The organism is Methanosarcina barkeri str. Wiesmoor (assembly GCF_000969985.1).
Classification (GTDB): domain Archaea; phylum Halobacteriota; class Methanosarcinia; order Methanosarcinales; family Methanosarcinaceae; genus Methanosarcina; species Methanosarcina barkeri_B.
The window spans coordinates 2,031,257-2,053,579 of the sequence record NZ_CP009526.1 but is presented as its reverse complement, the minus strand read 5'-3'; the positions used below and the strand labels follow the sequence as shown (position 1 = coordinate 2,053,579).

Sequence of the window (22,323 nt, the reverse complement as noted above, 5' to 3'; positions counted from 1 at the left end):
GTAGTAGCAAATAATTACTTGAATCCTTTTTCTGTGAAGAAGATGCATTAAAAGCAGCAAAAAATGGATTGCAGATTTCCCTTCAGTCGTGTTTGAAAAAATAGATTTGAAAATCATTAAAAAACGTGAAACAGTAAAAAAGGAAAATCAACAAAAAAACGACAATGAAATATATATTTTTCAAGTTTCAGGTAATTACAGAACTTATAACGCAGAAAAAATGGAAAACAAAGTCAGAAATACTGAATATGGAAAAAATTCACTGGAAAATATTGAGTCTCATGGGAGAGAAATATGATAATATATATATCTAGTTGCGTTAACCTGCCGAATCTAAGTTTTATCTATTTTAAAGCCTGATTTCCTCCAACCGGTTTAAAGGTACTAGTTTTCCTCTTGCCTCATTTTCAAAACTTCTAAGTACCAGTTCTTTTTCTTCTGCAGTGAGCAGGCTGTCTATATCCACCATATGCTCCTTAATTTCCCCAAGTTGCTTTTTGATAAAATTGAGTTCTTCAAATAGCTTTTTCTCGATTTTTTCCCCATTCATGAAATCACAGCCGATACTTATCCAGATTTGGATTCGTTTATATTTTATTTGATGGATTTAAGGTTTGACTTAGAATTCATTGATTTATTACTTAACTCGCTATATATTACTTGACTTAAGGTTTGCTTTAGAATTCAGTGACTTATTACTTAACTCACTATGTATTAGTTGAAAGGTTTGCCTTATAATCCATTGACTTACTACTTAACTCACTATGTATTACTTAACTCACTATGTATTACTTAACTTACTTGTTTTCTACTTGACCTACTTATTTTTTGAGCCTATCCCAAAATTAATATTATGCTGAAATTATAAATTTACTTTTATGTCCTTTCGTGAAATCGATGACGTTCTATGGAACTCCATAGAACCTTATCTTCCTCCACAGAAACCACATACAGGAAGGCCGCGTGCAAATATGAGGAAGTTAATGAACGGTATTTTTTACGTTGTTATGACTGGTTGTACGTGGAAAGACGTTCCCAGGAGATATGGATCTAAGTCAACAGTTCATAGATTTCATCTATATCTGTGTGAACATGGTATCTATCCGAAGATTTTCAATGAGCTTTTAAACAAAGGTTACGACTTGAAGAAAATAGATCTTTCTCATTGCTTTACTGATACAAAGGATATTCCGGCTAAAAAAGGGGAAATATCGGCTACGATGGATACAAAAAAATAAAAAGAATAAAAATAAGCGTTTTAGTAGACTTACAGGGTTTACCTCTCTCGATTATCATTGTTCCTGCAAATAAAAATGATTCTACACTTTATATACCTACACTTAAAAATTTCAAGATAAAAAGACCTATAGGAAGGCCTGTTAACAGGCCTTCCAAAGTAACAGCTGATGCAATGTATGATACAGCTAAAATTAGAAAATATAACAGGAGAAGAGGAATAAAGTCCAATATACTAGTAAATAAAAGAAATAGGAAAAATAAGAAGAGAGGAAGACCAATAAAGGTAGATCAGGAAGAATACAAAAAGAAAAGCGTAGTAGAAAGGTTCTTTAGTTGGATAGAGTCATGCAAGAAAGTATTTCCGAGATATGAAATTAAAGAGACATCATATTTAGGAGTTGTAATGATAGCAGCAATAATTAGATTAAATGAACTTTTGGGATAGGCTCTATGATAAAAAGTGTCTGTATGGTCGTTGAATACTTTACCGCAATGGCGGCAAAGATATCTTCTTGTTTTTTCTCCACGACTTATGTAAGTTCCATTTCCAACAACATTGCCTTGGTTAGTAAGACCATAGAGTTTGCAGTTTTTGTTTGGACAAGCAACGTCAATAAATCGTGGTTTTGGACCTCGTTTTCCCATAGTATAAATATATGATTTTCAAATATATAATATCAATCAGATACAAATTGACCATCGAATTTTCTATGAAACAGAATTATAATTTTATTAAAATAACTGTATGAAACCGCAGTACCCCCGAGAAAATTGTTAAAGATTATATGGGGCACAATCTGATACTGATCTAAGGGTAAGAAGCAAGGGTAGATAATACAGCCGAGAATTGATTGACCGAACATTAACAATCTGAGATTATTTAAATCTGGGAATCCTTTGCGTATAAATGATAATGTTTATTTTAGTTACAGTTAATAAGGGCAGATAAACATTTCATGGTAAAGGAAAGAGCATATGGATTTTAAGGAAGTAATTAAAAAATATAAACAATTTAAGATCCCATCTTTATCTATAATTTCTGAGAAGGCAAAACAATACTCAAAGACTTCTCTATTAATTGTTGTTATCTTTGCAGTGTTTTTGGTTTTAGCACTGCAATATGTTCCGCACTGGCAAGTCGCTCAATTTGGAATTATGAACCCAAAATACTTAGCTGAGATGGAAAATAACTATCGTGCTACATTAGCTCAAATATTTGGTGGCGTTGCTGTTGGGATTGGTATTTATTTTGCTTGGGGAAACCTTACAACTACTAGAGAAGGACAGATAACTGAACGTTTCACTAGGGCTGTTGATCAGCTAGGAAATGAAAATATGGAGATTCGTTTAGGTGGAATATATGCACTTGAAAGAATCTCAAAAGAGTCTGAAAAAGACTACTGGCCAATCATGGAGATTTTAACCGCTTATGTTAGAAAGAATTCCAGTGTTGAAGTAATTGAAAACGTTGAAACCCAAACGATGGCATCATCAGATATTCAAGCAGTTCTTACTGTCATTGGAAGGCGCAAATATTCTTTTCAGTCTGGAGAGCCTAGTTACTTGGATTTACATGGAACTTATTTAGAGGGGGTTAACCTTAATGGGGTTAATCTTGAACGAGCGAATTTCACAGGGGTTAACCTTAATAGAGCTAACCTTGAAAGGGCTAACTTTAAATACGCTAAACTTGATGGAGCAAATCTTGAAGGAGCTAGTCTTTCATATGCTAACCTTGAAAATGCTAACCTTATAAAAACTAACCTTATCTTCGCTCAACTCTATGGAGCTAACCTTAAATTGGCTAATCTTTCATCTGCTTACCTAATATATGCTAACCTTAGAAAGACTAACCTTGAATGGGCTTTTCTTAAATGTGCTTACTTTAGTAAGGCTATTCTTGAAGGAGCTTGTCTTGAAAAAGCTTACCTTGTTGAGACTATAGGCTTATCAGTTGACCAGCTTTCTAGAGTAAAAACACTTTACAATACAGAATTAGACGAAGAGCTGGAGATACCATTGAGAGAGAGGTACCCTGCTCTTTTTGAGAAACCTGATGAATGATCGGATATTACCGAATATTTTCACGTCACACTGTTACAAAGAATTGAATGCGATTAGACAAGGGAATTCACATATTTATATAGTTTAGATTCATAAATAAATTTGATGAGAAATGAGCACTTATGAGGACATTCTATCTTGTTTTCCTATGGATCATATCAGGCCAGAACAAGTCCAGATGTTGAAAGGTGTTGCAGACGCTTTAGATGAGGGGAAGAAGTACATACTAATCGAAGCCCCAACTGGTTGTGGGAAATCTCCGGTTGCAATAGCACTTTGTAGGTACTTCCAAGGTGGGTACATATGCACCGATCAAATAAGTTTACAGAAACAGTATTTAAGGGACTTTAAGTATGCAGTTCAAGCTATAGGCAGATCAAACTTCGTTTGCAAACAAGCATCAATAGGAAAGAGACCCGGAGAAGAAGTTTACTGTGACAGGGGTACTTGCACTTTTGACAACGATTTTGGATGCCCTGGACGTCCCATTGTAAATAAAGAAGAGCTAATTACAGAAGGAGATCCCAGATTCGCGGCAATTTCTGCAAGTAGGGGCACGGTTGCTGGAAATTTTCAATATGGCAAAAGGTCGAAAATTGTGTAATACTTCAAAACATATGTTTAAGAACTAGGTGGTATTATTAATGAGCATATCTCAAAATTCAAAATTACTTTTCTGAATCTCGTATTCTGAATGAGCTTATCCCAAAAGCCATTTAGTTCTTAATCATCAAGAATTTTCAGGATTGTTTTCATGATCAGAAACTTGATTGATTATTCGGAATACAGAATTCAGAGAAGTAATTTTGAGTTTTGGGATCAGCTCTTTACCTGATTTATCTATGTTTTACTTTAAAATTAATTTGACTTTCAGGATATCTTTAAATTTGTTCACTGCTGTTACTATTTTGTAATGTATTTATAAATAAACTGCAAGAAACACTTAATTTCTTCTGTAAACGAATGTGTTGTCAATCTTAAAATATATACAAGTATAGATTCTCGGACCAAGCACGTAATCTAAAAAAGATAAAAAGAAGCTTTATAAAATTCCAGAAAGTAGATGTGCAACAAGACAAATTTTAGTTATAAGTAGTGATGTATTAATCAGCCCAATCAGCAGAGTAGTAACTTTCATCTTCCTGACCAGCAAGATGACACATGAAGAAAAAAATCAAATTGCAAAAAAATCAGTCACACTTACTTGTCTAATTGCCCTTTTTTGCAGTAACCAGCAACATAATACTTGAACTGTTCAGCATTAGTGTGGATTCATTGAGGGTTGTAGGAGAGATATTGCTTTTTAGCATTGCCTTTGATATGATGCATGCCAAAATCTCAAGAGAAAGCATTACTGAAGAAGATATTTCGCAGTCCCAGGAACGTGAAGATATCTGGGTATTTCCCATAGGTCTGCCTCTTCTTATAGGCCCAGGTGAAATTAGCACGGTAATTGTCCTGATGGGAAGTACAGAAAACATTGAGCATAAAATAATAATCCTCATATCAATCATATTTACTTTCATTCTCTGCCTGTACATCTTCCTCTTATCAAGAAGAATCCATAAATTCATAGGATATAATGGAATGCTGGTCTTTACAAAGCTCATGGGACTTCTGCTTGCAGCGCTTGCAGTAAACCTTACCTCAGCAGGTTTAAAAAACATATTTAGTTTAACGAAATAAGACAGTGATTCAGGAGAGTTGGGACAAAGTTCCAGAATCGCTTTTTACATTCTATTTTTACATCATTTTTCTGAGTTCGATTATTAGAACAGTCCGTAATGGCTGCATTAGAATTTACTTTTTTCAATAAAAAGAAAGCAAAATAACAAGAATATAAAGTCAAAATAACAAGAATATAAAAGTCAGAATAACAAGAATATAAAGTCAAAATAACAAGAATATAAAGTCAAAATAACAAGAATATAAAGTCAAAATAACAAAAATATAAAGTCAAAATAACAAGAATATAAAGTCAAAATAACAAAAATATAAAGTCAAAATAACAAAATATGAAGCAAAACCGGCCTGATCATACCTGGTTAATTGACCTGAGATGGTTTTGCTTTAAATCTTCGGTTTTGAGAGTTATTGAGGGTTATTTCTGAATGCAGGTCTCTTCAAAAATGACTTATCGGCCGAGTTGCACTTTGAGATGATGTACTGACAGAAATAACCGAAGATGTACACCCGCATTTTCTACAGTAATAAAACACATTTGAACCAATCACCTGCTTTTTAAGAGGTGTACCACATCGGACACACTCTACAGAGGATTCAAACATTTCAGTCTCACTCCATGATTATTAATGGTTCAAGTCTTGCAGTTTCTTTTCTTGTCCAGTACCCACAAACAGGACAATACTGAAATTCCTCGAAGAGATCATCTTCAAGTTTAGAATAGCACTCCGGGCAATATTTTAAAAAAGGCATTAAAATTTCTCCCACTTGTATTATTTTAATAAGATCTAAATCGATCTATTATTCAGATACTTCTTATAATTATTTTAGTCTGGTTTTTCCAGCTCACTTCATTATATTTCAAGTTCCTTTCCAGATTTCTTGTTAGCTTCTATTATTATTTTCCTAATTTTTTGATATTTTTAATTAAATTCCAACTTTTATTTAACATTTTACTGTCTTCTCAGCTTATTTTCAGCTATCTATTCTATTTTTTAGTTCTTTTTTGACTTTTCATTACCTTAATAGCTATTTTTTAGCTTTTTATTCATTCAAATTCCTTTTTTGGTTTATCACTACCTTCCAAGTTCTTTTTCAGTCTCCAGAACTTTAAGGGTGATTTTCATAACCGAATCGGGATTAAGTGAAATAGAATTTATTTTCTCTTTTACCAGGAACTCCGCAATTTCAGGAAAGTCGCTTGGAGCCTGTCCGCAAATTCCGCTATGTCTTCCATTACGTTTTGCTCCCTGGACAGCCATTGACATAATTTTCATAACCCCTGGGTCCCGCTCATCGAATTCAGCGGCAAGAAGTTCGGAATCCCTATCAACGCCAAGGGTCAACTGGGTCAGGTCATTTGAACCTATTGAGAAGCCGTCGAAGAAGTCACTGAATTCGTCGATAAGCAGAACATTGTTTGGAATTTCGCACATTACATAGACCTGAAGCCCGTTTTCTCCCCTTTTGAGCCCGTTTTTTTCCATTTCATCAATAACTTTCCGCGCTTCTTCAACCGTTCTGCAGAAAGGAATCATAAGAATAAGGTTTGTAAGCCCCATTTCGTCCCTGACCTTTTTCATAGCCCTGCACTCAAGAGCATATCCTTCCCTGTAACGCTCATCAAAATAGCGGGAAGCTCCCCTGAACCCTATCATAGGGTTGCTTTCCTCCATTTCAAAGTAGCTGCCCCCAAGCAGGCTTGCGTACTCATTGGTCTTGAAGTCGCTCATACGAACTACAACCGGCTTAGGATAGAAAGCCGCAGCAATGGTGCTAACTCCCTGGGCAAGCTGCTCGACAAAATAATCTTCTCTTCTGTAGCCTCGGGTAAGCTGCTCGATTTCCTGAAGAACTTTAAGGTCTTTGACCTTTTCAGGGTGCACAAGAGCCATCGGGTGGACCTTGATATAGCTCGTAATGATAAACTCCAGCCTTGCAAGCCCTATTCCGTCGTTAGGGATCATGGAAAAGCCAAAAGCCTCTTCCGGGTTTCCGAGGTTCATCATAATATCGGTTTTCGGGCGCTTCATATCTTTCAGGCTCAGGGTATCTTTGTGAAAAGGAAGAATTCCATCGTATACAAGCCCTTCCTCGCCTTCGGCACAGCTAACCGTAATTTCCCTGCCTGTTTCAAGTACTTCGGTTGCATTGCCTGCTCCTACAACTGCAGGAATCCCCAGCTCCCGGCTGACAATCGCTGCATGGCAGGTCCGTCCTCCTTTGTTCGTGACAATCGCAGCCGCGTTTTTCATTACAGGCTCCCAGTCTGGAGTCGTGGTATCCGCAATCAGGATTTCTCCTGGTTTAAAAGAAGGCAAGTCTGAGATATCAGGAATTACATGAGCTTTTCCGGATGCGATTTTGTCGCCTACGCTCCTTCCCCTTGCAAGGATTTCGGACCTTTTTTCAAGTACATAGGTTTCCAGGATATCTTTACGCCGTTGGGACTGAACCGTTTCAGGTCTTGCCTGCACTATGAAAAGTTCATCTGTTATGCCGTCCTTTGCCCATTCAATGTCCATGGGCCGCGATTCCCCATACTTCTCGGAATAATGGTCTTCTATAGCAATAGCATACCCGGAAAGTTTGAGCACTTCTTCGTCACTGAGACAGAAGCGCAGCCTGTCAGCTTCAGGAACTTCTACATTCCTGGTAAGCACTTTTGAATCGCCGCGCCCATAGATCATCTTTATCTCCTTGCTCCCCACTTTTTTCTTGACAATCGGCTTAAAACCCTGCCTGAAAGTCGGCTTGAAGACGTAAAACTCATCGGGGTTGACCTGTCCCTGAACAATATTTTCTCCAAGCCCGTATGCACCTGTGATAAAAACCACGTCTCTAAAGCCGGTCTCCGTATCCAGGGTAAAAATAACCCCGCTGGAAGCAAGGTCCGACCTGACCATTTTCATGATTCCTATGGAAAGAGCGACCTTGAAATGATCAAATTTATTGGTTACGCGGTAGGAAATTGCCCTGTCCGTAAAAAGGGACGCAAAACAGCGTATACACGCATCTCTAAGCCCAGGATACCCCCGAATATTCAGGTAAGTCTCCTGCTGTCCCGCAAAAGAAGCTGTAGGCAAATCTTCAGCCGTTGCCGAACTTCGCACGGCTACGTCTGTATCTTCTCCATATTGCTCACAGAGGCGGTCATACCCGGATTTAATTTCCTGCCAGAGATCATCCGGAATTCCTGCCCCAAGAATCAGGTCTCTTGCAGCTTTTCCCCTTCTTGCAAGGTCTGCAATATTCGAGGTGTCGAGCCCTTCCATCATGCTTTTAAGTTTCTCCAGAATTCCTCCGGCTTCAAGAATATGCCAGTAAGCCTCAGCAGTAACTGAAAAACCATTTGGGATCTTTACCCCCTTTGAAGTAAGTTCCCTGTACATTTCCCCAAGTGAAGCGTTCTTTCCGCCGACAATTGGGACATCATCGATCGTGGTCTCTTCAAACCAGCGAATATACTTATTTTTGCTATCAGACATCTCCCAGAAAACCCCTTTTTAAAACTATTTACTGTAATCTAAAATATGTGGCAATACATTTAAAGCTTCATGTAGAGTTTGGAAAGTTCCTCACTAGATGGACGAAGAACTCTTTATTGAATCTGGCCCTCAATATAATTATGCTCCAATGAAAAAAATGAGTTTATCGCTATGTAAAAATCGGGAAAGAGCTTACCTGCAGATAAACGCAGAGAGCTTAAATTTTAGTAAATAAATAGCAACAAATAAGTCTTCCTTTAGGAAAATATTTATAGAATAACATTTTCAATAAAAATTTACACCCAACATAATTTCTTGTTGGATTTAAATTACTGATTTTAGTCTTTAATTTGAGTATATTCTGTAATTTGAGTATATTCTTTAATTTGAGTATATTCTTTAATTTGAGTATTGGTTCTGGTTCTCTCAGTACTCTATTTTATTCTTCTATTTCAGGCTTACTCCATCCCTTTTACTTATAACATAAGCCGCTGTAAGAATAAAAACGCAACCAAGGAAAGTCGAGATATATAGTGGATTTTTCAGGACAGTAACGTCAAAGAAAATTCCGGAAACAGGCTCGACCAGGGCAAGAATACTTCCTGTCTGAGCCCTTATTCCTGAGATCCCTCTCAGATAGATTACGGCAGCAAATGTAATAGTTAAGCCGAAGAGAAGCAGGATATCAAGGTTTTTAACGAAAACAGCAGTTGGGGTAGAAAACACGGCCGGCAGCATAAAAAGAAGGCTTATTCCAGTCAGCCAGAAGGTTTGCGCTATTCCTGAGTAATCATTCCTCAGATACCGAATCGTTATTATATTCGCACCGAATGACAGCCCTGACATTAACCCGAAAAGAAGGCCTTTCTGGAACTCAGGGCCTGTATGTCCAAGAATTTCACCCGGACGTGCGATCAGTAAAACTCCTGCAATTGCAAGCAAAAGAGGGAGAAAGCTGTTACTGTTTCTGTGTTCTCCGAGAATCGAAGGAGCAAACAGATTAACATATATCGGAGCCGTATAGAGCAGAAGGACAGCTACCGAAACTCCACTATACCGGATAGACGAAAAATAACAAATTCCTGTTATCGCATTCAGAAGGCCCAGGAGGAGAAGGTATCTTTTTTTCTTATGGGGTTTAAGCTGTCTGAGCCCTTGATTGAGCAACAGATAAATAAAAATCATGCAGAGACCAAAGAAAAGCCTGGAGAAAAGGATCGATCCGGTTGACATATCCTGAACTTGATCCAGAAAAACTCCGATAGTACCGTAAATTATGCTGCCAGTTACAACTTCCAAATATGGATTTAAAGACTTTTTCTGCACTGGCATAGTCGAAAATTAAAAGCTTGCAGATATATATTTTTTGGGCGTAGAAAAATATCGGACCATGGACTTTAGGAAAAACTTTAAAAAAGGAAGAAAAAAGGAAGAAAAAAGTATGTGAAAAGTATACGTGAAAAATTATTATTTTCGTGTACTTTCATGCCAAGAAGGAGGATTTTCTCCTAATTTGAAAGTTTAGCTGAAGCAACAGGTACAAAACGGGTTTTGGCCTGGAGCTTCGGTGAAGTAGCTTATTGCTTTTTAATAGTTTACTGCTTTTTAATAGCTTATTACTTTCTAATAGTTTACTGCTTTCTAATAGTTTACTGCTTTCTAATAGTTTACTGCCTTTTATTACCTTCCCAGTGTTCTCCACATTGCAGCGATTTTCCCGATATCGATATGTGTATAGCCTTCTTCTTTTATAGTCCATTTAAGGCTGAGGACTCCGTCATTGCACTCGGCAGCAATTCCTCTGTATGTGGTATTTCCCCCAATGTCAATTTCAACTTCTTTACCCAGATAGTATTTCTCAATGAACTCTTGCTTCATAATTCCCAACTCCCAATTTACACTTTTCCGGCTAAGGCCCGGAGAGACAATTTTCAGAATATAGTTAGTTTCAGTAATTATTGGGTTTGGTGATAGTTATTTTTTTCGTTGAATTTCAAAAGCAGAAGAGTGAATAAATAATTATTTAAAGTGCCAGTAAAGGCTTTTAAGGCGATTTTTCTTTATGCTAGTGTAATTTCATACTTTTCTATTTTTGCTCCTATGAACTTCTCTGTGGCTGTGGCTTCTGCTCTAAGGCTCTCCAGGGTCTTCCAGGTTGTTGATGCCCATAGTCTCCAGTAGCGTAGTTTATCTTTTCAGGCTTTAAAACTCACTGTTTTGATTTTTTTAATACACTTGGTCAACTTTTTATATACAGTAAAATATTGTAAAAATAACCACAGTGTAAATGTGGAGACGTAAAATCGAGTGGGGAGTTTAGAATGAAATGTAAAAATTGCGGAAATGATATGTATCTTGCATTCACAGAAGAATGGATTTGTAGAGACTGTGGAATTAAAAGGGATGAAAACGGAAAATTCATTTCAAGAGATGTTAAGAGTCGAAGTCAAATACCTTTTATGAACTTTTAAGAGTTTATAGGAGAGTATATTTAAGAAAGGTGGTATAAACTCCTATTCTTTAATTTATTTTTGTTTTTCATAGCCGCTTCGTCTGTATAGCCTTTCCCTTCATCTTAAGTTTTTAACTTTATTGTTATTGTTTTCCGCTTTTTTTAAATTATGGAAAAGCGGGAAAAAGCGGAAAAATGTTGTTGAATAGACATTAACACATAGTTTTTATCAGAGCTTCCGCTTGTAAAAGCACAATTTTTTGTGCCTGATATTCCTGAAAGAATTCCTCTTTCTTTGCCTTGGTAGCTTCCTTAAAAATAGGACCTATAAATTTTTCGTAGACATCAAAATCATTTACTCCAGTAAAAAAATAAAATGTCCAATGTAGATTTTCAGTTTCTTTATCATAGAGTTAAAATGTACTCGCTGTTAGATTCAGTTTAAACTTGATCAGAATATTTGGAAAAATAGGCTAGAACAATGGTCCAGAGCTCTGAGATCTTCCCATCTGGGTAAAACAAACTCAGAGCCCTGAACTTTTCCTTTTCGTTCAGAAACTTAGCTCAATATCCTGAACTCTCTTTCTTTTTAGCTCAAAAAGTCGGCTCAGGTTCATTAACTCCGGTTTCAGGTTCCAAGACAGGAACATCAAAGAAGGGAATTTCTGCGTCTTCATACCAGGCTTCAAGAAAACTCAACAGATGGTATTTAAGGAAAACGGAAAGAGGTACACTGAGGAAAAGCAGAATTCCCAGGATCAAAATTAGTTCTATGGCAATAAAGGGAAGCAGGAGTAACCAGAGAAGAAGTTCCGATAATAAAGACGAAAAGAGGAAGTACAGAGCCACGTCAAAAATAAGGAAAGCAAGCCCTAAAACCAGTGCCACGATCACAAAAAGGAAAATTGCAAGAACGGCTATTCCTATATAGAGCAATAGCCTGAAAAACCAGTAAACAGCAACTTCGCGCCAGCTTTTCCTGAAATTTCCGAGAACAAGCTTGAAAGCCGAAAGAATTCCTTTATTCCGGTAAATGGCAAGTGGAATTGCAAGACTTAAAAGGGACTCTATTGCAAGTGCTAGCAGAATTAGCACAATAATTACACAGACAACCCAGAGAATTCCTCCGAGACTGGCAGGCAAGGAAAAGTCTGAAGGTACTTCATGAATAAGGGGTATAAGAGGAAGAAGAGATATTCCGAAGAGCGCGAGAAATACCAGCCAAATAGCTAAGCGCACAAGCAAGAGGCGGAATCCTTTTCCCAGAAACCTTCTTGAATAAGACCAGAATTTTACTTCGTTTCGTACAAGGGATTCCACAAAAACAAACTCCATAATATTGGAAATGTACGAAAAAATAAAAATCAGAAGAATAAGGGAAGCTATTATTGCAACTATAGTTGCCAGGTTTGGCACCTGATAAATATAACCGAAGGCAGTATCATGCATGCCAAAAGGAAGATTAGGCATCTTTCCAGGTTCAAGAATAGGAAAATTATTTTTTAAGTCTTCGGAACCTATATTGTAGCTGCTCGAATTTCCATAACTCGAAACCCCGCCTAACAGAAAAATAATAATTGCGAGTTTTACCCATTTCCAGAAATCAAAAGGTTCAAGAAGAGCTTCTCTTGTTCTTGAGAGAGCTCTGTCTATTGCACCTATCGCGTACCAGCTCATAACATATAATTTTTGTAAAAAGATATATAATTATCTAAATAGTAAAATGCGAGATTTTCCAGACAAAGTTCGGGATACTCAGGAAAACTTGAGATTTTTCAGACCTAAAAACTCTTTTATTCAACAATTATTCCCCGAAATGTCACAATGGTCTTCTCTTAATATAACGGCTTTCCCTTATTTCATAAGTCTCTCTTATTTCATAAGCACTCTTATTTCATAAGTCTCTTCCCGTTTCAGCCTCTCAAAAACTTCTCAATAAAACTCGTTTTTCGGAGTAATTATTATTGTCTGTATTATTGTCTGAACCATTGCCGGCTCACATTGCTTTTTCACCGGCGAGAGCTACGGGCCCTGGACAGAGCTTCAAAACCTGAAACAACCTCAAACAACTCCTCATCAATGCCGCTCTGGCGCACACGGTAGTATTCTCCACTGAGATTATTAAGCAGCTCCTCAATGTTTTTGTCGGCGCGCTGCATTGCTGCCAGTCGACTAGAATTTTCACTTGCTAGAGATTCGGCACATGCCCTAAAAAGAGAAACGAAAAGGTACTCGCGGATGAGTGCACGTAAGGTCTCTGTGATATTGCCCATTACCTCAGGCAGCAAGTTTTTGGTTGGCCAGGAAAGTTTGGTCAGGTCGTCTCTCCAGGTTTCATCAAATGGCAGCAATCGCTGGCTAACTGGCTCGTAAGTAACTCTGGTTTTGTGGCGGTTGTAATAGAGATGGAGTTCGGCATCTTCATCCTGGCTGCGGAGTTTCTCGTTTTCCACAAGAATTTGGGCTATAAGCGGAGTAATTGCTTTAACTGAATTTGGCACATTAAAAAGCCCAATCGGTGTCAGGCCTTCATCTGCCAGGCGCGAATAAACACGCTCTCCTACAGCCCAAACCTGAGCTTTACCTGGCAAAGTTTCCAGCTCCTTGACTGCGTAATCGGTAATTATTTCATTAAACTGACCCACAAGCCCCTGATCTGAACCGAAAACGACAGCCCCAATAAGACGTGTATTCTTTTGCGTTTTTCCTTCTTGCGAAGCTGTCATGAGTGCGATTTTCCTGAAACATAAGCCCAAACCCAGTTCCACTGTATGATAATAGTCAGATAACGAACTCACTGACTTTTCATATTGCCCTATGTTAGAGGCTGCCAGAGCTTTCATTGTGCGGACGACAGACTGAAGATCTTTTGCTCTATCAATCTTTGTGCGCAGACTCTGAGTGGTTTCAGTCATGATTTCTCCTCAGCCTCCGGCTCGGATTTACCCTTATTTTGGGTTTCTGACTCAGTTTTTTCCTCAGTTTGGGTTTCCGATTCAGTTATTTCCTCATTTTGGGTTTCTGATTCAGATCTTTCCTCATTTTGGGTTTCTGATTCAGATCTTTCCTCAGTTTTAGCTTCCGGCTTGGATTCGGATTCAGGGTTTGGCTGGTAAGGTTTCAGTGATTTGCGGGCGATATCAAGGATAGTTTCACGATCCTTGTCGCTCAATTCTTTATCGCCTTTGAACCGATCGCGCACATCTGCAGGAATATCTGGCACTGCCTTGCGTAGAGAGCTTTCAGCCTCTCCCATTTTGTCAAGTGGTACATTGTCGAAGAGTTTTGCGTTCAATGCAACAAGGATAACAATCTGATCGGGTACAGGTACAGGAGAATTTTGAGGCTGCTTCAGGAGGGCACGAATCCGCCTCCCATGCTCAATGAGTTTTCTTGTATTTTCATCTAACCTTGCGCCGAATCTGGTAAACGCTTCGAGTTCTTCAAATTGTGAATAGGCAAGCTTGATGTCTCCCGCCACTGCTCTATAGGCAGCAAGCTGTGCTTTACCGCCTACTCGAGAAACGGATTTGCCAACATCAACTGCAGGCAGCACACCCAGCTCAAAAAGCGAAGGTGAAAGGTAAATCTGCCCATCCGTAATTGAAATCAGATTAGTTGGAATATAGGCGGAAATATTCTGCGCTTCAGTTTCGATAATAGGAAGAGCAGTTAGTGATCCACCACCAAGTTCTTTGAGCAGGTGCGTAGACCTCTCCAGCAGTCGCGAGTGAATATAAAAAATGTCACCCGGATACGCTTCCCGTCCCGGAGGACGACGAAGTAAAAGGGAAAGTTCTCGATAGGCTCGTGCATGATTGGTCAGGTCATCGTAAACAATCAGCACGTCTCGGCCTGCTTCCATAAAATACTCTGCAATGCTGGTCGCAGCGTAAGGAGCAATATAGATTAGCCCTGATGGGTCATTGCCTTCAGTTACAACAACAATCGTGTAATCCATTGCGCCCCTTTCCCTTAAGTTTGCCACTGCTCTGGCAACTGCGGATGCACGCTGGCCAATGGCACAATAAACACACAGGACATTAAAATTGCGCTGGTTAAGAATAGTATCGATAGCAATTGCAGTTTTGCCAGTCTGGCGGTCCCCTAAAATCAATTCTCTCTGGCCACGTCCGATTGGGATTAACGCATCAATAACTTTGACACCGGTCTGGAGAGGCACGGTAACAGGAGCTCGATCCATAATTGCTGGACTGGGCCGTTCGATAGGCAAACGTTTACTGGAAACTATTGGTCCTTTATTATCAAGTGGACGACCTAGAGGGTCAATAACTCGTCCAAGCAATTCTTCGCCTACGGCAACATCCATAACCCGTTGAGTGCGTTCAACCTGATCTCCAGCATGCAGATGTGAGTATTCGCCCAGTAGAACGGTACCGATTTCTTTTTCATCAACATTAAACGCGATTCCAAACAAATCCCCTGGAAACTTGATAAGTTCATCAAAACCTACAGTAGGAAGGCCAGATACATTTGCGATACCTGTAGAAACTGTCAAGATTCTGCCCACCTCCTTCGGAGTAAGCGTCGGGGTCACTGATTCCCTGGCCTGGTGTATTTCGGTGAAAACTTTATCGAAAACGTCTTTAAGACCTTTAGTTTCCATGTTCATTGGCTCTTTATGTGGGCTCTGGTTTGGGATTAATCTCCTGCTTAACCACAGATTCGGACTTAGTTCCAGATTGATGTTTAAATTCTGACTCTTGTTTAGCCTCTGAACCTTGTTTTGCATCAGTTTTTTGTTCAGCTTCAGACTCTTGTTTTGCATCAGAATCTTGTTTAGCCTCTGACTCTTGTTTTGCATCAGGCTCTCGTCTAGCCTCAGACTCTTGTCTAGCCTCAGACTCTTGTTCAGCCTCTGACTCAGTTTTCGATCTGAGCTTATTATAATCAGTTTCAGGCCTGGTTTCAACTTCTGACTCAGTTTTCGATCTGGGTTTATTAGTCTCAGCTTCAAGCTCCTGTTCAGCCTCTGGTTCTTTTTCCAATTTGGGCTTGTTATTTTTGGTTTGAGGTCCGGTTTTAGCTTTGTTATTTTTGGTTTGAGGTTCGGTTTTAGCTTTGTTATTTTTGGTTTGAGGTTCGGTTTTGGCTTTATTCTCAGGCTGCTCGTTCAGCAATTCGTCGATACTTTTTTGCATCGATGTAAGATAATCTGCAATACTCCACGCAACTTTTTGTCCGTCTGTGGTTAATTCGATACCACTGACAAGGTCTGGTGCAGTCTCAAACCTGGGTTGAATTTCTATACCAAGAGTTTCTTTAATCGTCTTTTTAATAGAATCACGCTGCGCTTGTGGAAGATCAAATGCAGTACGAATGAGCACCTGACCCGGTGATGTACTAAGCGCTGAGGCTAACTGCTTCTTTTCATTATCTTTCAGATTGCGCAGCCTTTGAACAAACACGTCAACTGCACGTTCTTCCAGACTGGTTTCAGTCAGATCGGTCAGTACTTTTCGAGCTATGAAAAAAACTTCCTGCTGGGTCCGGCGGCCTATTTCCTGACTTAAATTCTGTCCTTCGTTCCTTAATGCCTCCTGTTGTTTTGCTCTCAAATAGGAGGCTTCCTCCCTCACATCTTCGAAAAGCCGCTGACGTTCGGCCTGTACTTCTTCCTTTGCTTTGTTCAAGAAGTCATTACGCTGCTGGTCGAATTCCTCGTTCTTGCGCTTGAATTTTTCTTTCTCTTTTTGAGCTTCTGCTTCTTTTTCATCCGCATTCTTAAGTTCATCTGCGACCCTCTTCTCGCGTGCGTCGACTGCGTTGAGTATTGGTTTGTAAAGAAAACGTTTCAACAACCACACCAGGATAAGGAAGTTGATTACCTGTGCAATGACGGTGAACCAATCGATCAGCATAGCCTGCTTTCCTCTCTATTTCAGGTAAGTGCACGGTTCCAGAATGGATTGGCGAAAATGAGAATCATAGAAACCACAAAACAGTAGATTGCCAGAGACTCAATCATAGCCAGTCCCACAAACAAAGTCCTGGTTATTGTTGCGGAAGCATCGGGTTGCTGTGCCAGTGAGCTCAGGGCCGTCGCAACAGCTCGCCCTTCACCAATTGCGGGTCCGATAACCCCAATGCCTATTGTGATGCCAGCAGTGGCAATTGATGCCACCGCGATTGTAGTTATATAGGTGTCCAAAGCCATAGTGCTTCCTTCCGTTGTTAGATTTGCTATTCAGTTCTTATTATCCAGTTTTACTTTATTGTCCAGTTTCACTTCTGGATTTACTGGTTCGCGTAGCAGCTGCTATGTAAACTGTGGCCAGAACGCTGAAGATGTAGGCTTGCACCATACCAACGAGCAGACCAAGAACAATCATGAGATCCGGAAAGATGAATGGTGTAATTGTCAGCAGAATGGCAACGATCATCGAGCCGCTCATGATGTTGCCGAACAGACGGATTGCAAGAGCTAACGTGCGGGAGATTTCACTTATAATATTAAATGGCAGCATGATAATTGTCGGCTCTGTGTACGTCTTAAGGTAGTTACTAACTCCTTGTTCTTCGATGCCGAAAAGTGGAACAGCTACAAACACGCATAATGCAAGAGCAGCCGTAGTTGAAAGGGATCCTGTTGGCGGTTCATAGCCTGGAATTATGATGCAGAGATTGGCTACAGCGATTAACAGAAAGAGCGTGCCTAAAAAGCCTAGATATTTCCTTGGCTGATCCAGGCCAACATCCTCAATTTGTTCCAGGATGCCTGTGACAATGATTTCCAGAATATTTTGCCAGCGGGAACGTTCCAGACCAGTAGAGAGTTTGCTTGTAATAGTTTTTGAACCAATTACCATTACCAGCATCAACCCCCAGGTGTATACAATTGTGGCATTGAGTTTGATAAAGTCGTACTGCCAGAAAATCAGCTCATCAGGACTAAGTCGCATTACTGGCCTCCTTTGTCAATTGATTTTGATCTTCCTCTGGCAGTCTGGTAAGTCTAACTATTATATGACGCATAACAAAAAACCCAAACAGGCATATTAGCAATCTCTCCCAATGGCCATCCGAGACAAAATAGAATCCAGCTATGACAATGCTAATCCGTATCAACAGGCTGCCGAGGAACCAGAACGCAGGCTTTCTGGATGAAAGTCCCTTCTGAACCGTCCACCAGAGACCGCCAAAGAACACTGCTCCGAGCAGAAAACCAGCTATCAGAGACAAGAAAAGATTCAGTATTTCATTCATTGTAATCCTCCTGTTCCTCTTGCATTTCCTTACGCTCCTTAGCTAACCAGTGCCATGCATTCAAGCAGCCGATAAAAAGGCCAATAATCAGCATCGTGAGTGTCCAGGAAAAGCTTTCTGGATAGTGCTTATCTAACCAGAGACCAATTGCAGTACCAATTAAAGTTGGAACTGCTACCGACCAGCCTATGAGTCCCATCATGCCTAAACCAAGCCAGATAGTCCTGTTTACATGACGTTGTGCCCTGAGTTTGCGTTCGGCTTTTGTCCCAACCTGTCGGGCCAGAGGCGACTCGTCCTCCGAAGGTTTCTTTGATGGTTTGTCAGACATTCTGAAACTCCGCTAAACGGCGTATAAGCCCGGTTTCCAATTTTACCATTACTGAACGAATTTTTTGCTCGGTTTCATCTAAAGTTAAGAACTCTTTCTCTACTGCCTCTTGCAACTGGCTTAACTCTGTCCCGAAAATGGCATCACGTACAGAGACAAGTACATCCTGACCAGTCTTGATGAGTACGCCTTCATCGACTGCCACATAAACCTCACCCTCTAATTCGGTTTCGTAAGTGAGAATTCCAGGCTCCAGAGCCGCGACACAATCAAGTCGGTGTGGCAAGAGCCCAAATGAACCCTCACGGCCTTCTGCGACTATGCGTGATACGCCTTTCTTTTCGGCAAAGACCTGGAAAGGCAGAAGAATCATAAGATTCATGAGTCCTGAATTAATGAGTTCTGAATTCATGATTTTTCCCGGCTTGATTTTTTGGCTATTGCTTCGTCAATTGTTCCGATCATGTAGAGGTCGCCTTCGGAATAGTCTTTGAATTCATCATGCAAGATACGATCGCAGCCGTCGAGCGCATCTGAAAGGCTAACGGTTTTGCCTTTAATGCCTGTGAACTGCTCAGTGGTGAAAAACGGCTGCGTCAGGAAACGTTCCAGGCGGCGAGCGCGGGCTACAACATTGCGGTCCTCAGGCGATAATTGCTCCAGGCCAAGCATTGAGATAATATCTTTAAGTTCTGAGTATTGCGCAAGCGTCTGCCTGATTTTCTGAGCCAGGTGATAATGCCTTTCACCAATAATGCCAGGTGTGGCCATTTTGGAGTTTGACTGCAAAGGGTCAATAGCCGGATAAAGCCCCTCGCTTGCCCTCTTACGAGAGAGGACAATTGATGCCGATAGATGCGAGAATGTATGCACAGCCGAAGGGTCAGTGAAATCGTCAGCAGGCACATACACCGCTTGAATCGACATTATGGCTCCGGCATCAGTAGTAGATATGCGCTCTTCTAACTCGGATAATTCAGTTCCCAATGTCGGCTGATATCCCAGGCGTGAAGGCATCTGCCCCATCAAGCCAGATACTTCGGAACCAGCCTGAATAAACCTGAAAATGTTATCTATAAGCAGTAGCACATCTCGGCGTTCATCGTCTCTGAAGTACTCTGCCATTGTCAGTGCCGTATGCCCTACACGAAAACGGGCGCCTGGTGGCTCGTTCATCTGGCCGAATACCATAACCGTATGCGGAAGCACACCAGCGTCTTTCATATCACGATAAAGTTCTTCCCCTTCTCGACAACGCTCGCCTATTCCGCAAAATATGCTCACTCCCTGGTGTTGCTTGACTACGTTATGAATCATCTCGGTTAGCAACACTGTCTTACCAACGCCTGCTCCTCCGAATAGACCTGCTTTACCTCCACGCTCAAGCGGTACCAGTACATCTATAGCTTTGATTCCAGTCTCGAAGATTTCAGACGTAGTGGATCGACGCATCAGTGGTGGCGGAGCTTGATGGATTGAGCGCCACTGGATATCAGACGGAGGTTTCCTGCGGTCTATGGTATTTCCAAACACATCGAACATTCGAGAAAGGATTTCCCTACCAACAGGCGCTTTCAAAGGCCCACCTGTATCTTCCACTGCCATGCCTCGAGCAAGACCCTCAGTTGGGGTCAGAGCAATTCCACGAACATGATGCGCGTCAAGTTGCGTCAAAACTTCTATGGCAATCTGGCTTTCCCTTCCTGCACGTAGCCTTCCTGCACGTAGCAGTGTATATACAGGTGGCAAATGCCTCTCGAACAATACATCTACAATGCTGCCGCGCACCGAGATGACCTTACCGAGATTCAAGGGCCGACTTCTATCTACCATTTTAACAGCTTCCCCAAGATGGCATTATATTGCCATTTTAACAGCTCCCCCAAGCTGGCATTATATTCGGTTTTGGAGTTTCCTTTTCTTGAAGCTTGTTTTGTAAGAACTAAGAATATGATGAAGATTCACATCTGCCTCATTCACAAAGTCCACAGTGACCAGGAAACGCTAAAGAAAACATGGAATGGAATCGATTCTAAATTATTATCTTTATTGAAATTATCGCAGTGTCTTCATAGTGTCTTAATAGTACCTTATAAGTCCCATTATAGTACTAAGTCCCATTTTACCAGTGAATTCTTTACTACTTTGTTTCCCCTTTCCCATAAAGAAATATATCATTTCAATATATTAATTTGACTTTAATATATTTTTTTTATTTATTTCATTCGAATACCCCGCTAGCTTGCTGCGGGGATGGAAAACTTCCCCGAGAACCGTTGTTAAATAACTACCTTATATTTTTAGCTACATTTGTACTGTAAATGGAACTCAGACATGCAAACCATTGTGTCTATAAAATAAGATACCACATGGTTTTTTGTATGAAATATCGGAAAAAGCTTCTTTTAGATGCTGAAATCATTAGTTTTTTGAAAACCATATGCTTTGGAATTGGTGAAAGGTACTGTTTTGAGTTTGATGCAATTGGTACTGATGGTGATCATGTCCATCTTTTTGTTGGTGCCGAACCAAAATATTCTCCTTCAAGAGTAATGCAAATAATAAAAAGCATTACAGCAAGACAAATTTTTAAGCAATACCCTGAGATCAAAAAACAGCTTTGGGGTAGTGAACTGTGGAGTGATGGAGGATACATCGGAATCGTAGGAGATGGAACAACTTCCGATGTAATAAAAAGCTATATTGAAAATCAGGGAAATCAGGAAGAAAAAGAAGCATACAAACAAATGAAAATAATCGATTTTCAATAAGCCAATACAACCGAGCGGTGGCGCGAACATACCCCGTTGCTTGCAGCGGGGTGCGCCAGCGCAACTTTGATTGCGAAATTTAAAATCAGGTTTAATCCAAAAGTTAGAATAAATTTTATTATTCAATCCTGAGAAATATCCTTACCAGAACTCCTTTTTGTAAACATAAGAACTGGTATCCTTTGGAAGAAATGTCCAGTACGTATATTGTGTCTTTAAAAAAGAGAGACTAAAAAAGAATGCATTGCTTTTGAAGAATAGAGAATACAGTAGAAGATAGTAGAAGATAGTAGAAGATAGTAGAAGATAGTAGAAGATAGTAGAAGATAGTAGAAGATAGTAGAAGACGGTAGAAGACAGTAGAAGACAGTAGAAGACAATAGAAGGCAATAACAGGCAATAAAAGGCAGTAAAAAGTAACATAAGGCAGTAAAAGACAGTAATATGTAGAAGAAAACAGTAAAAGAGAGTAGAAGGCAGTAAAAGAGAGTAGAAAGCAGTAAAAGAGAGTAAGCGGGCCCGCCGCGATTCGAACACGAGTCAATGGGTATCTTCGTAATTATCTTACTTCGAAGCCCATTAGGATATCCTGGCTACCCTACGAGCCCTTGATGCAGCACTATTGATAGAAGCTATCCATATTAAACTTTTCTCTCAAAATTAAGGCTGCAAGGAATATAGGTCGAGAGAAATAGGCCAGGAGTAGGATTTGAACTTAAAATATCCTGTCTGGGAAACGATCATCCTGAAAATTCAGTACAAAATGTTCAAATTAAATGAGGATGGCAGAGGTGTGAATAAAAATATATAGGAAGTGAGACAGAATTAGCAGTACGAACTGAGTCAAAAAAATAAATTAGATATATATCATGAAAAAATCAGATGGGTATCATGAAAAGTAGATGATTCTCATGAAATTGCTGTAAAGCTAATGAAAAATAATAGACGTTTCTTTAATTATAAACAGCTTCTAAATTCAGGGCCATTTAGAGACTGTTCTAAACCTTCAAGTTAATAATCTTATATTAATTCACAGTCCGGGAAGCTATAAGGGTAAAGTACATAAAG

Annotated in this window: 22 protein-coding genes, 1 tRNA gene and 2 pseudogenes; 8 read left to right on the top strand and 17 right to left on the bottom strand. The window is 39.8% G+C overall.

The window, feature by feature from the left end; translation table 11 throughout:
• Positions 1-20: 20 nt before the first annotated feature.
• Positions 21-314: pseudogene (locus tag MSBRW_RS08770) on the top strand (hypothetical protein); the annotation flags it as partial.
• A gap of 35 nt (positions 315-349) precedes the next feature.
• On the opposite strand, the gene MSBRW_RS08765 reads toward MSBRW_RS08770, so the two are convergent.
• Positions 350-550: a hypothetical protein gene (locus MSBRW_RS08765; protein ID WP_048102974.1), complete on the bottom strand. Its 201-nt coding sequence runs from the start codon at positions 548-550 to the stop codon at positions 350-352.
• Positions 551-878: 328 nt separating this feature from the next.
• Here MSBRW_RS08765 and MSBRW_RS24240 point away from each other — a divergent pair, with 328 nt between their 5' ends.
• On the top strand, positions 879-1,238 hold the full coding sequence (locus tag MSBRW_RS24240; protein ID WP_011308015.1) for a transposase: 360 nt from the start codon (positions 879-881) through the stop codon (positions 1,236-1,238).
• A complete protein-coding gene (locus MSBRW_RS08755) occupies positions 1,211-1,684 on the top strand; it encodes a transposase (RefSeq protein WP_080565386.1) in 474 nt (157 codons plus the stop codon). The genes MSBRW_RS24240 and MSBRW_RS08755 overlap by 28 nt, the downstream gene beginning before the upstream one ends.
• A gap of 5 nt (positions 1,685-1,689) precedes the next feature.
• Here MSBRW_RS08755 and MSBRW_RS22025 read toward each other — a convergent pair.
• Positions 1,690-1,884, bottom strand: a pseudogene (locus MSBRW_RS22025) (IS1 family transposase); the annotation flags it as partial.
• A 330-nt stretch (positions 1,885-2,214) separates the two neighbouring features.
• On the opposite strand from MSBRW_RS22025, the gene MSBRW_RS08750 reads away from it, so the two are divergent.
• The 3 genes from MSBRW_RS08750 to MSBRW_RS08740 all read left to right on the top strand — a co-directional run bounded on the left by MSBRW_RS08750 (position 2,215) and on the right by MSBRW_RS08740 (position 4,989).
• Complete coding sequence (locus MSBRW_RS08750) at positions 2,215-3,303, top strand: pentapeptide repeat-containing protein (protein WP_011308017.1); 1,089 nt, start codon at positions 2,215-2,217, stop codon at positions 3,301-3,303.
• A gap of 112 nt (positions 3,304-3,415) precedes the next feature.
• On the top strand, positions 3,416-3,907 hold the full coding sequence (locus MSBRW_RS08745; RefSeq protein ID WP_011308018.1) for a DEAD/DEAH box helicase family protein: 492 nt from the start codon (positions 3,416-3,418) through the stop codon (positions 3,905-3,907).
• A gap of 662 nt (positions 3,908-4,569) precedes the next feature.
• A complete protein-coding gene (locus tag MSBRW_RS08740) occupies positions 4,570-4,989 on the top strand; it encodes a MarC family protein (protein ID WP_329957348.1) in 420 nt (139 codons plus the stop codon).
• A gap of 609 nt (positions 4,990-5,598) precedes the next feature.
• Here the strand turns inward: MSBRW_RS08740 and MSBRW_RS22930 are convergent.
• From MSBRW_RS22930 to MSBRW_RS08725, 4 genes are all read right to left on the bottom strand, one after another.
• Positions 5,599-5,739 carry a hypothetical protein gene (locus MSBRW_RS22930; protein WP_011308020.1) on the bottom strand — a complete coding sequence of 47 codons (141 nt, stop codon included), beginning with the start codon at positions 5,737-5,739 and terminating at the stop codon, positions 5,599-5,601.
• Positions 5,740-6,062: 323 nt separating this feature from the next.
• The gene (ppsA, locus tag MSBRW_RS08735; RefSeq protein WP_011308021.1) at positions 6,063-8,474 is read right to left on the bottom strand and encodes a phosphoenolpyruvate synthase; all 2,412 of its coding nucleotides are present in this window, start codon (positions 8,472-8,474) and stop codon (positions 6,063-6,065) included.
• A 447-nt stretch (positions 8,475-8,921) separates the two neighbouring features.
• Positions 8,922-9,806 (bottom strand): DMT family transporter, encoded by an 885-nt coding sequence (locus tag MSBRW_RS08730; RefSeq protein WP_011308022.1) that lies wholly within the window; start codon positions 9,804-9,806, stop codon positions 8,922-8,924.
• A gap of 348 nt (positions 9,807-10,154) precedes the next feature.
• Positions 10,155-10,352 carry an MM0924 family protein gene (locus tag MSBRW_RS08725; protein WP_011308023.1) on the bottom strand — a complete coding sequence of 66 codons (198 nt, stop codon included), beginning with the start codon at positions 10,350-10,352 and terminating at the stop codon, positions 10,155-10,157.
• 443 nt (positions 10,353-10,795) lie between these two features.
• Between MSBRW_RS08725 and MSBRW_RS22015 the strand changes: the two genes are divergently transcribed.
• Positions 10,796-10,945: a hypothetical protein gene (locus MSBRW_RS22015; RefSeq protein WP_155398169.1), complete on the top strand. Its 150-nt coding sequence runs from the start codon at positions 10,796-10,798 to the stop codon at positions 10,943-10,945.
• A 575-nt stretch (positions 10,946-11,520) separates the two neighbouring features.
• On the opposite strand, the gene MSBRW_RS08720 is transcribed toward MSBRW_RS22015, so the two are convergent.
• The 10 genes from MSBRW_RS08720 to atpD form a co-directional block, all read right to left on the bottom strand.
• Positions 11,521-12,603, bottom strand: a complete 1,083-nt coding sequence (locus MSBRW_RS08720; protein WP_011308024.1) for a DUF7544 domain-containing protein — start codon at positions 12,601-12,603, stop codon at positions 11,521-11,523.
• A gap of 332 nt (positions 12,604-12,935) precedes the next feature.
• Complete coding sequence (locus MSBRW_RS08715) at positions 12,936-13,841, bottom strand: F0F1 ATP synthase subunit gamma (protein WP_011308025.1); 906 nt, start codon at positions 13,839-13,841, stop codon at positions 12,936-12,938.
• Positions 13,838-15,553, bottom strand: coding sequence for an alternate F1F0 ATPase, F1 subunit alpha (locus tag MSBRW_RS08710; RefSeq protein WP_011308026.1), 1,716 nt, complete (start codon positions 15,551-15,553; stop codon positions 13,838-13,840). Before MSBRW_RS08710 ends, MSBRW_RS08715 begins: the two co-directional genes overlap by 4 nt.
• Positions 15,554-15,566: 13 nt before the next feature.
• Complete coding sequence (locus MSBRW_RS21045) at positions 15,567-16,808, bottom strand: F0F1 ATP synthase subunit B family protein (RefSeq protein WP_011308027.1); 1,242 nt, start codon at positions 16,806-16,808, stop codon at positions 15,567-15,569.
• A gap of 20 nt (positions 16,809-16,828) precedes the next feature.
• The gene (locus MSBRW_RS08700; RefSeq protein ID WP_011308028.1) at positions 16,829-17,104 is read right to left on the bottom strand and encodes a F0F1 ATP synthase subunit C; all 276 of its coding nucleotides are present in this window, start codon (positions 17,102-17,104) and stop codon (positions 16,829-16,831) included.
• A 55-nt stretch (positions 17,105-17,159) separates the two neighbouring features.
• The gene (locus tag MSBRW_RS08695; RefSeq protein WP_011308029.1) at positions 17,160-17,849 is read right to left on the bottom strand and encodes a F0F1 ATP synthase subunit A; all 690 of its coding nucleotides are present in this window, start codon (positions 17,847-17,849) and stop codon (positions 17,160-17,162) included.
• Positions 17,839-18,153: an N-ATPase subunit AtpR gene (locus MSBRW_RS08690; protein ID WP_011308030.1), complete on the bottom strand. Its 315-nt coding sequence runs from the start codon at positions 18,151-18,153 to the stop codon at positions 17,839-17,841. Before MSBRW_RS08690 ends, MSBRW_RS08695 begins: the two co-directional genes overlap by 11 nt.
• Positions 18,146-18,484: an AtpZ/AtpI family protein gene (locus MSBRW_RS08685; protein WP_011308031.1), complete on the bottom strand. Its 339-nt coding sequence runs from the start codon at positions 18,482-18,484 to the stop codon at positions 18,146-18,148. The genes MSBRW_RS08690 and MSBRW_RS08685 overlap by 8 nt, the downstream gene beginning before the upstream one ends.
• Complete coding sequence (locus tag MSBRW_RS08680; protein ID WP_011308032.1) at positions 18,477-18,896, bottom strand: F0F1 ATP synthase subunit epsilon; 420 nt, start codon at positions 18,894-18,896, stop codon at positions 18,477-18,479. The genes MSBRW_RS08685 and MSBRW_RS08680 overlap by 8 nt, the downstream gene beginning before the upstream one ends.
• Positions 18,893-20,317, bottom strand: coding sequence for a F0F1 ATP synthase subunit beta (atpD, locus tag MSBRW_RS08675; protein WP_011308033.1), 1,425 nt, complete (start codon positions 20,315-20,317; stop codon positions 18,893-18,895). The genes MSBRW_RS08680 and atpD overlap by 4 nt, the downstream gene beginning before the upstream one ends.
• Before the next feature lie 488 nt (positions 20,318-20,805).
• On the opposite strand from atpD, the gene tnpA reads away from it, so the two are divergent.
• Positions 20,806-21,255, top strand: coding sequence for an IS200/IS605-like element ISMba18 family transposase (tnpA, locus tag MSBRW_RS08670; protein WP_011308034.1), 450 nt, complete (start codon positions 20,806-20,808; stop codon positions 21,253-21,255).
• Positions 21,256-21,769: 514 nt separating this feature from the next.
• Here the strand turns inward: tnpA and MSBRW_RS08665 are convergent.
• A tRNA-Arg gene (locus MSBRW_RS08665) sits at positions 21,770-21,863 on the bottom strand.
• Positions 21,864-22,323 lie beyond the last annotated feature (460 nt).

Bases quoted from the DNA above. Each gene is read 5' to 3' on its own strand.
- MSBRW_RS08685 (WP_011308031.1), bottom strand. From the start codon at position 18,484: ATGTCTGACAAACCATCAAAGAAACCTTCGGAGGACGAGTCGCCTCTG.
- MSBRW_RS08710 (WP_011308026.1), bottom strand. From the start codon at position 15,553: ATGGAAACTAAAGGTCTTAAAGACGTTTTCGATAAAGTTTTCACCGAA.
- ppsA (WP_011308021.1), bottom strand. From the start codon at position 8,474: ATGTCTGATAGCAAAAATAAGTATATTCGCTGGTTTGAAGAGACCACG.
- MSBRW_RS08720 (WP_011308024.1), bottom strand. From the start codon at position 12,603: ATGAGCTGGTACGCGATAGGTGCAATAGACAGAGCTCTCTCAAGAACA.
- MSBRW_RS08745 (WP_011308018.1), top strand. From the start codon at position 3,416: ATGAGCACTTATGAGGACATTCTATCTTGTTTTCCTATGGATCATATC.
- MSBRW_RS08750 (WP_011308017.1), top strand. From the start codon at position 2,215: ATGGATTTTAAGGAAGTAATTAAAAAATATAAACAATTTAAGATCCCA.
- MSBRW_RS21045 (WP_011308027.1), bottom strand. From the start codon at position 16,808: ATGCTGATCGATTGGTTCACCGTCATTGCACAGGTAATCAACTTCCTT.
- MSBRW_RS08690 (WP_011308030.1), bottom strand. From the start codon at position 18,153: ATGAATGAAATACTGAATCTTTTCTTGTCTCTGATAGCTGGTTTTCTG.
- atpD (WP_011308033.1), bottom strand. From the start codon at position 20,317: ATGGTAGATAGAAGTCGGCCCTTGAATCTCGGTAAGGTCATCTCGGTG.
- MSBRW_RS08715 (WP_011308025.1), bottom strand. From the start codon at position 13,841: ATGACTGAAACCACTCAGAGTCTGCGCACAAAGATTGATAGAGCAAAA.
- MSBRW_RS08725 (WP_011308023.1), bottom strand. From the start codon at position 10,352: ATGAAGCAAGAGTTCATTGAGAAATACTATCTGGGTAAAGAAGTTGAA.
- tnpA (WP_011308034.1), top strand. From the start codon at position 20,806: ATGGAACTCAGACATGCAAACCATTGTGTCTATAAAATAAGATACCAC.
- MSBRW_RS22930 (WP_011308020.1), bottom strand. From the start codon at position 5,739: ATGCCTTTTTTAAAATATTGCCCGGAGTGCTATTCTAAACTTGAAGAT.
- MSBRW_RS22015 (WP_155398169.1), top strand. From the start codon at position 10,796: ATGAAATGTAAAAATTGCGGAAATGATATGTATCTTGCATTCACAGAA.
- MSBRW_RS08730 (WP_011308022.1), bottom strand. From the start codon at position 9,806: ATGCCAGTGCAGAAAAAGTCTTTAAATCCATATTTGGAAGTTGTAACT.
- MSBRW_RS08695 (WP_011308029.1), bottom strand. From the start codon at position 17,849: ATGCGACTTAGTCCTGATGAGCTGATTTTCTGGCAGTACGACTTTATC.
- MSBRW_RS24240 (WP_011308015.1), top strand. From the start codon at position 879: ATGTCCTTTCGTGAAATCGATGACGTTCTATGGAACTCCATAGAACCT.
- MSBRW_RS08700 (WP_011308028.1), bottom strand. From the start codon at position 17,104: ATGGCTTTGGACACCTATATAACTACAATCGCGGTGGCATCAATTGCC.
- MSBRW_RS08765 (WP_048102974.1), bottom strand. From the start codon at position 550: ATGAATGGGGAAAAAATCGAGAAAAAGCTATTTGAAGAACTCAATTTT.
- MSBRW_RS08680 (WP_011308032.1), bottom strand. From the start codon at position 18,896: ATGAATTCAGAACTCATTAATTCAGGACTCATGAATCTTATGATTCTT.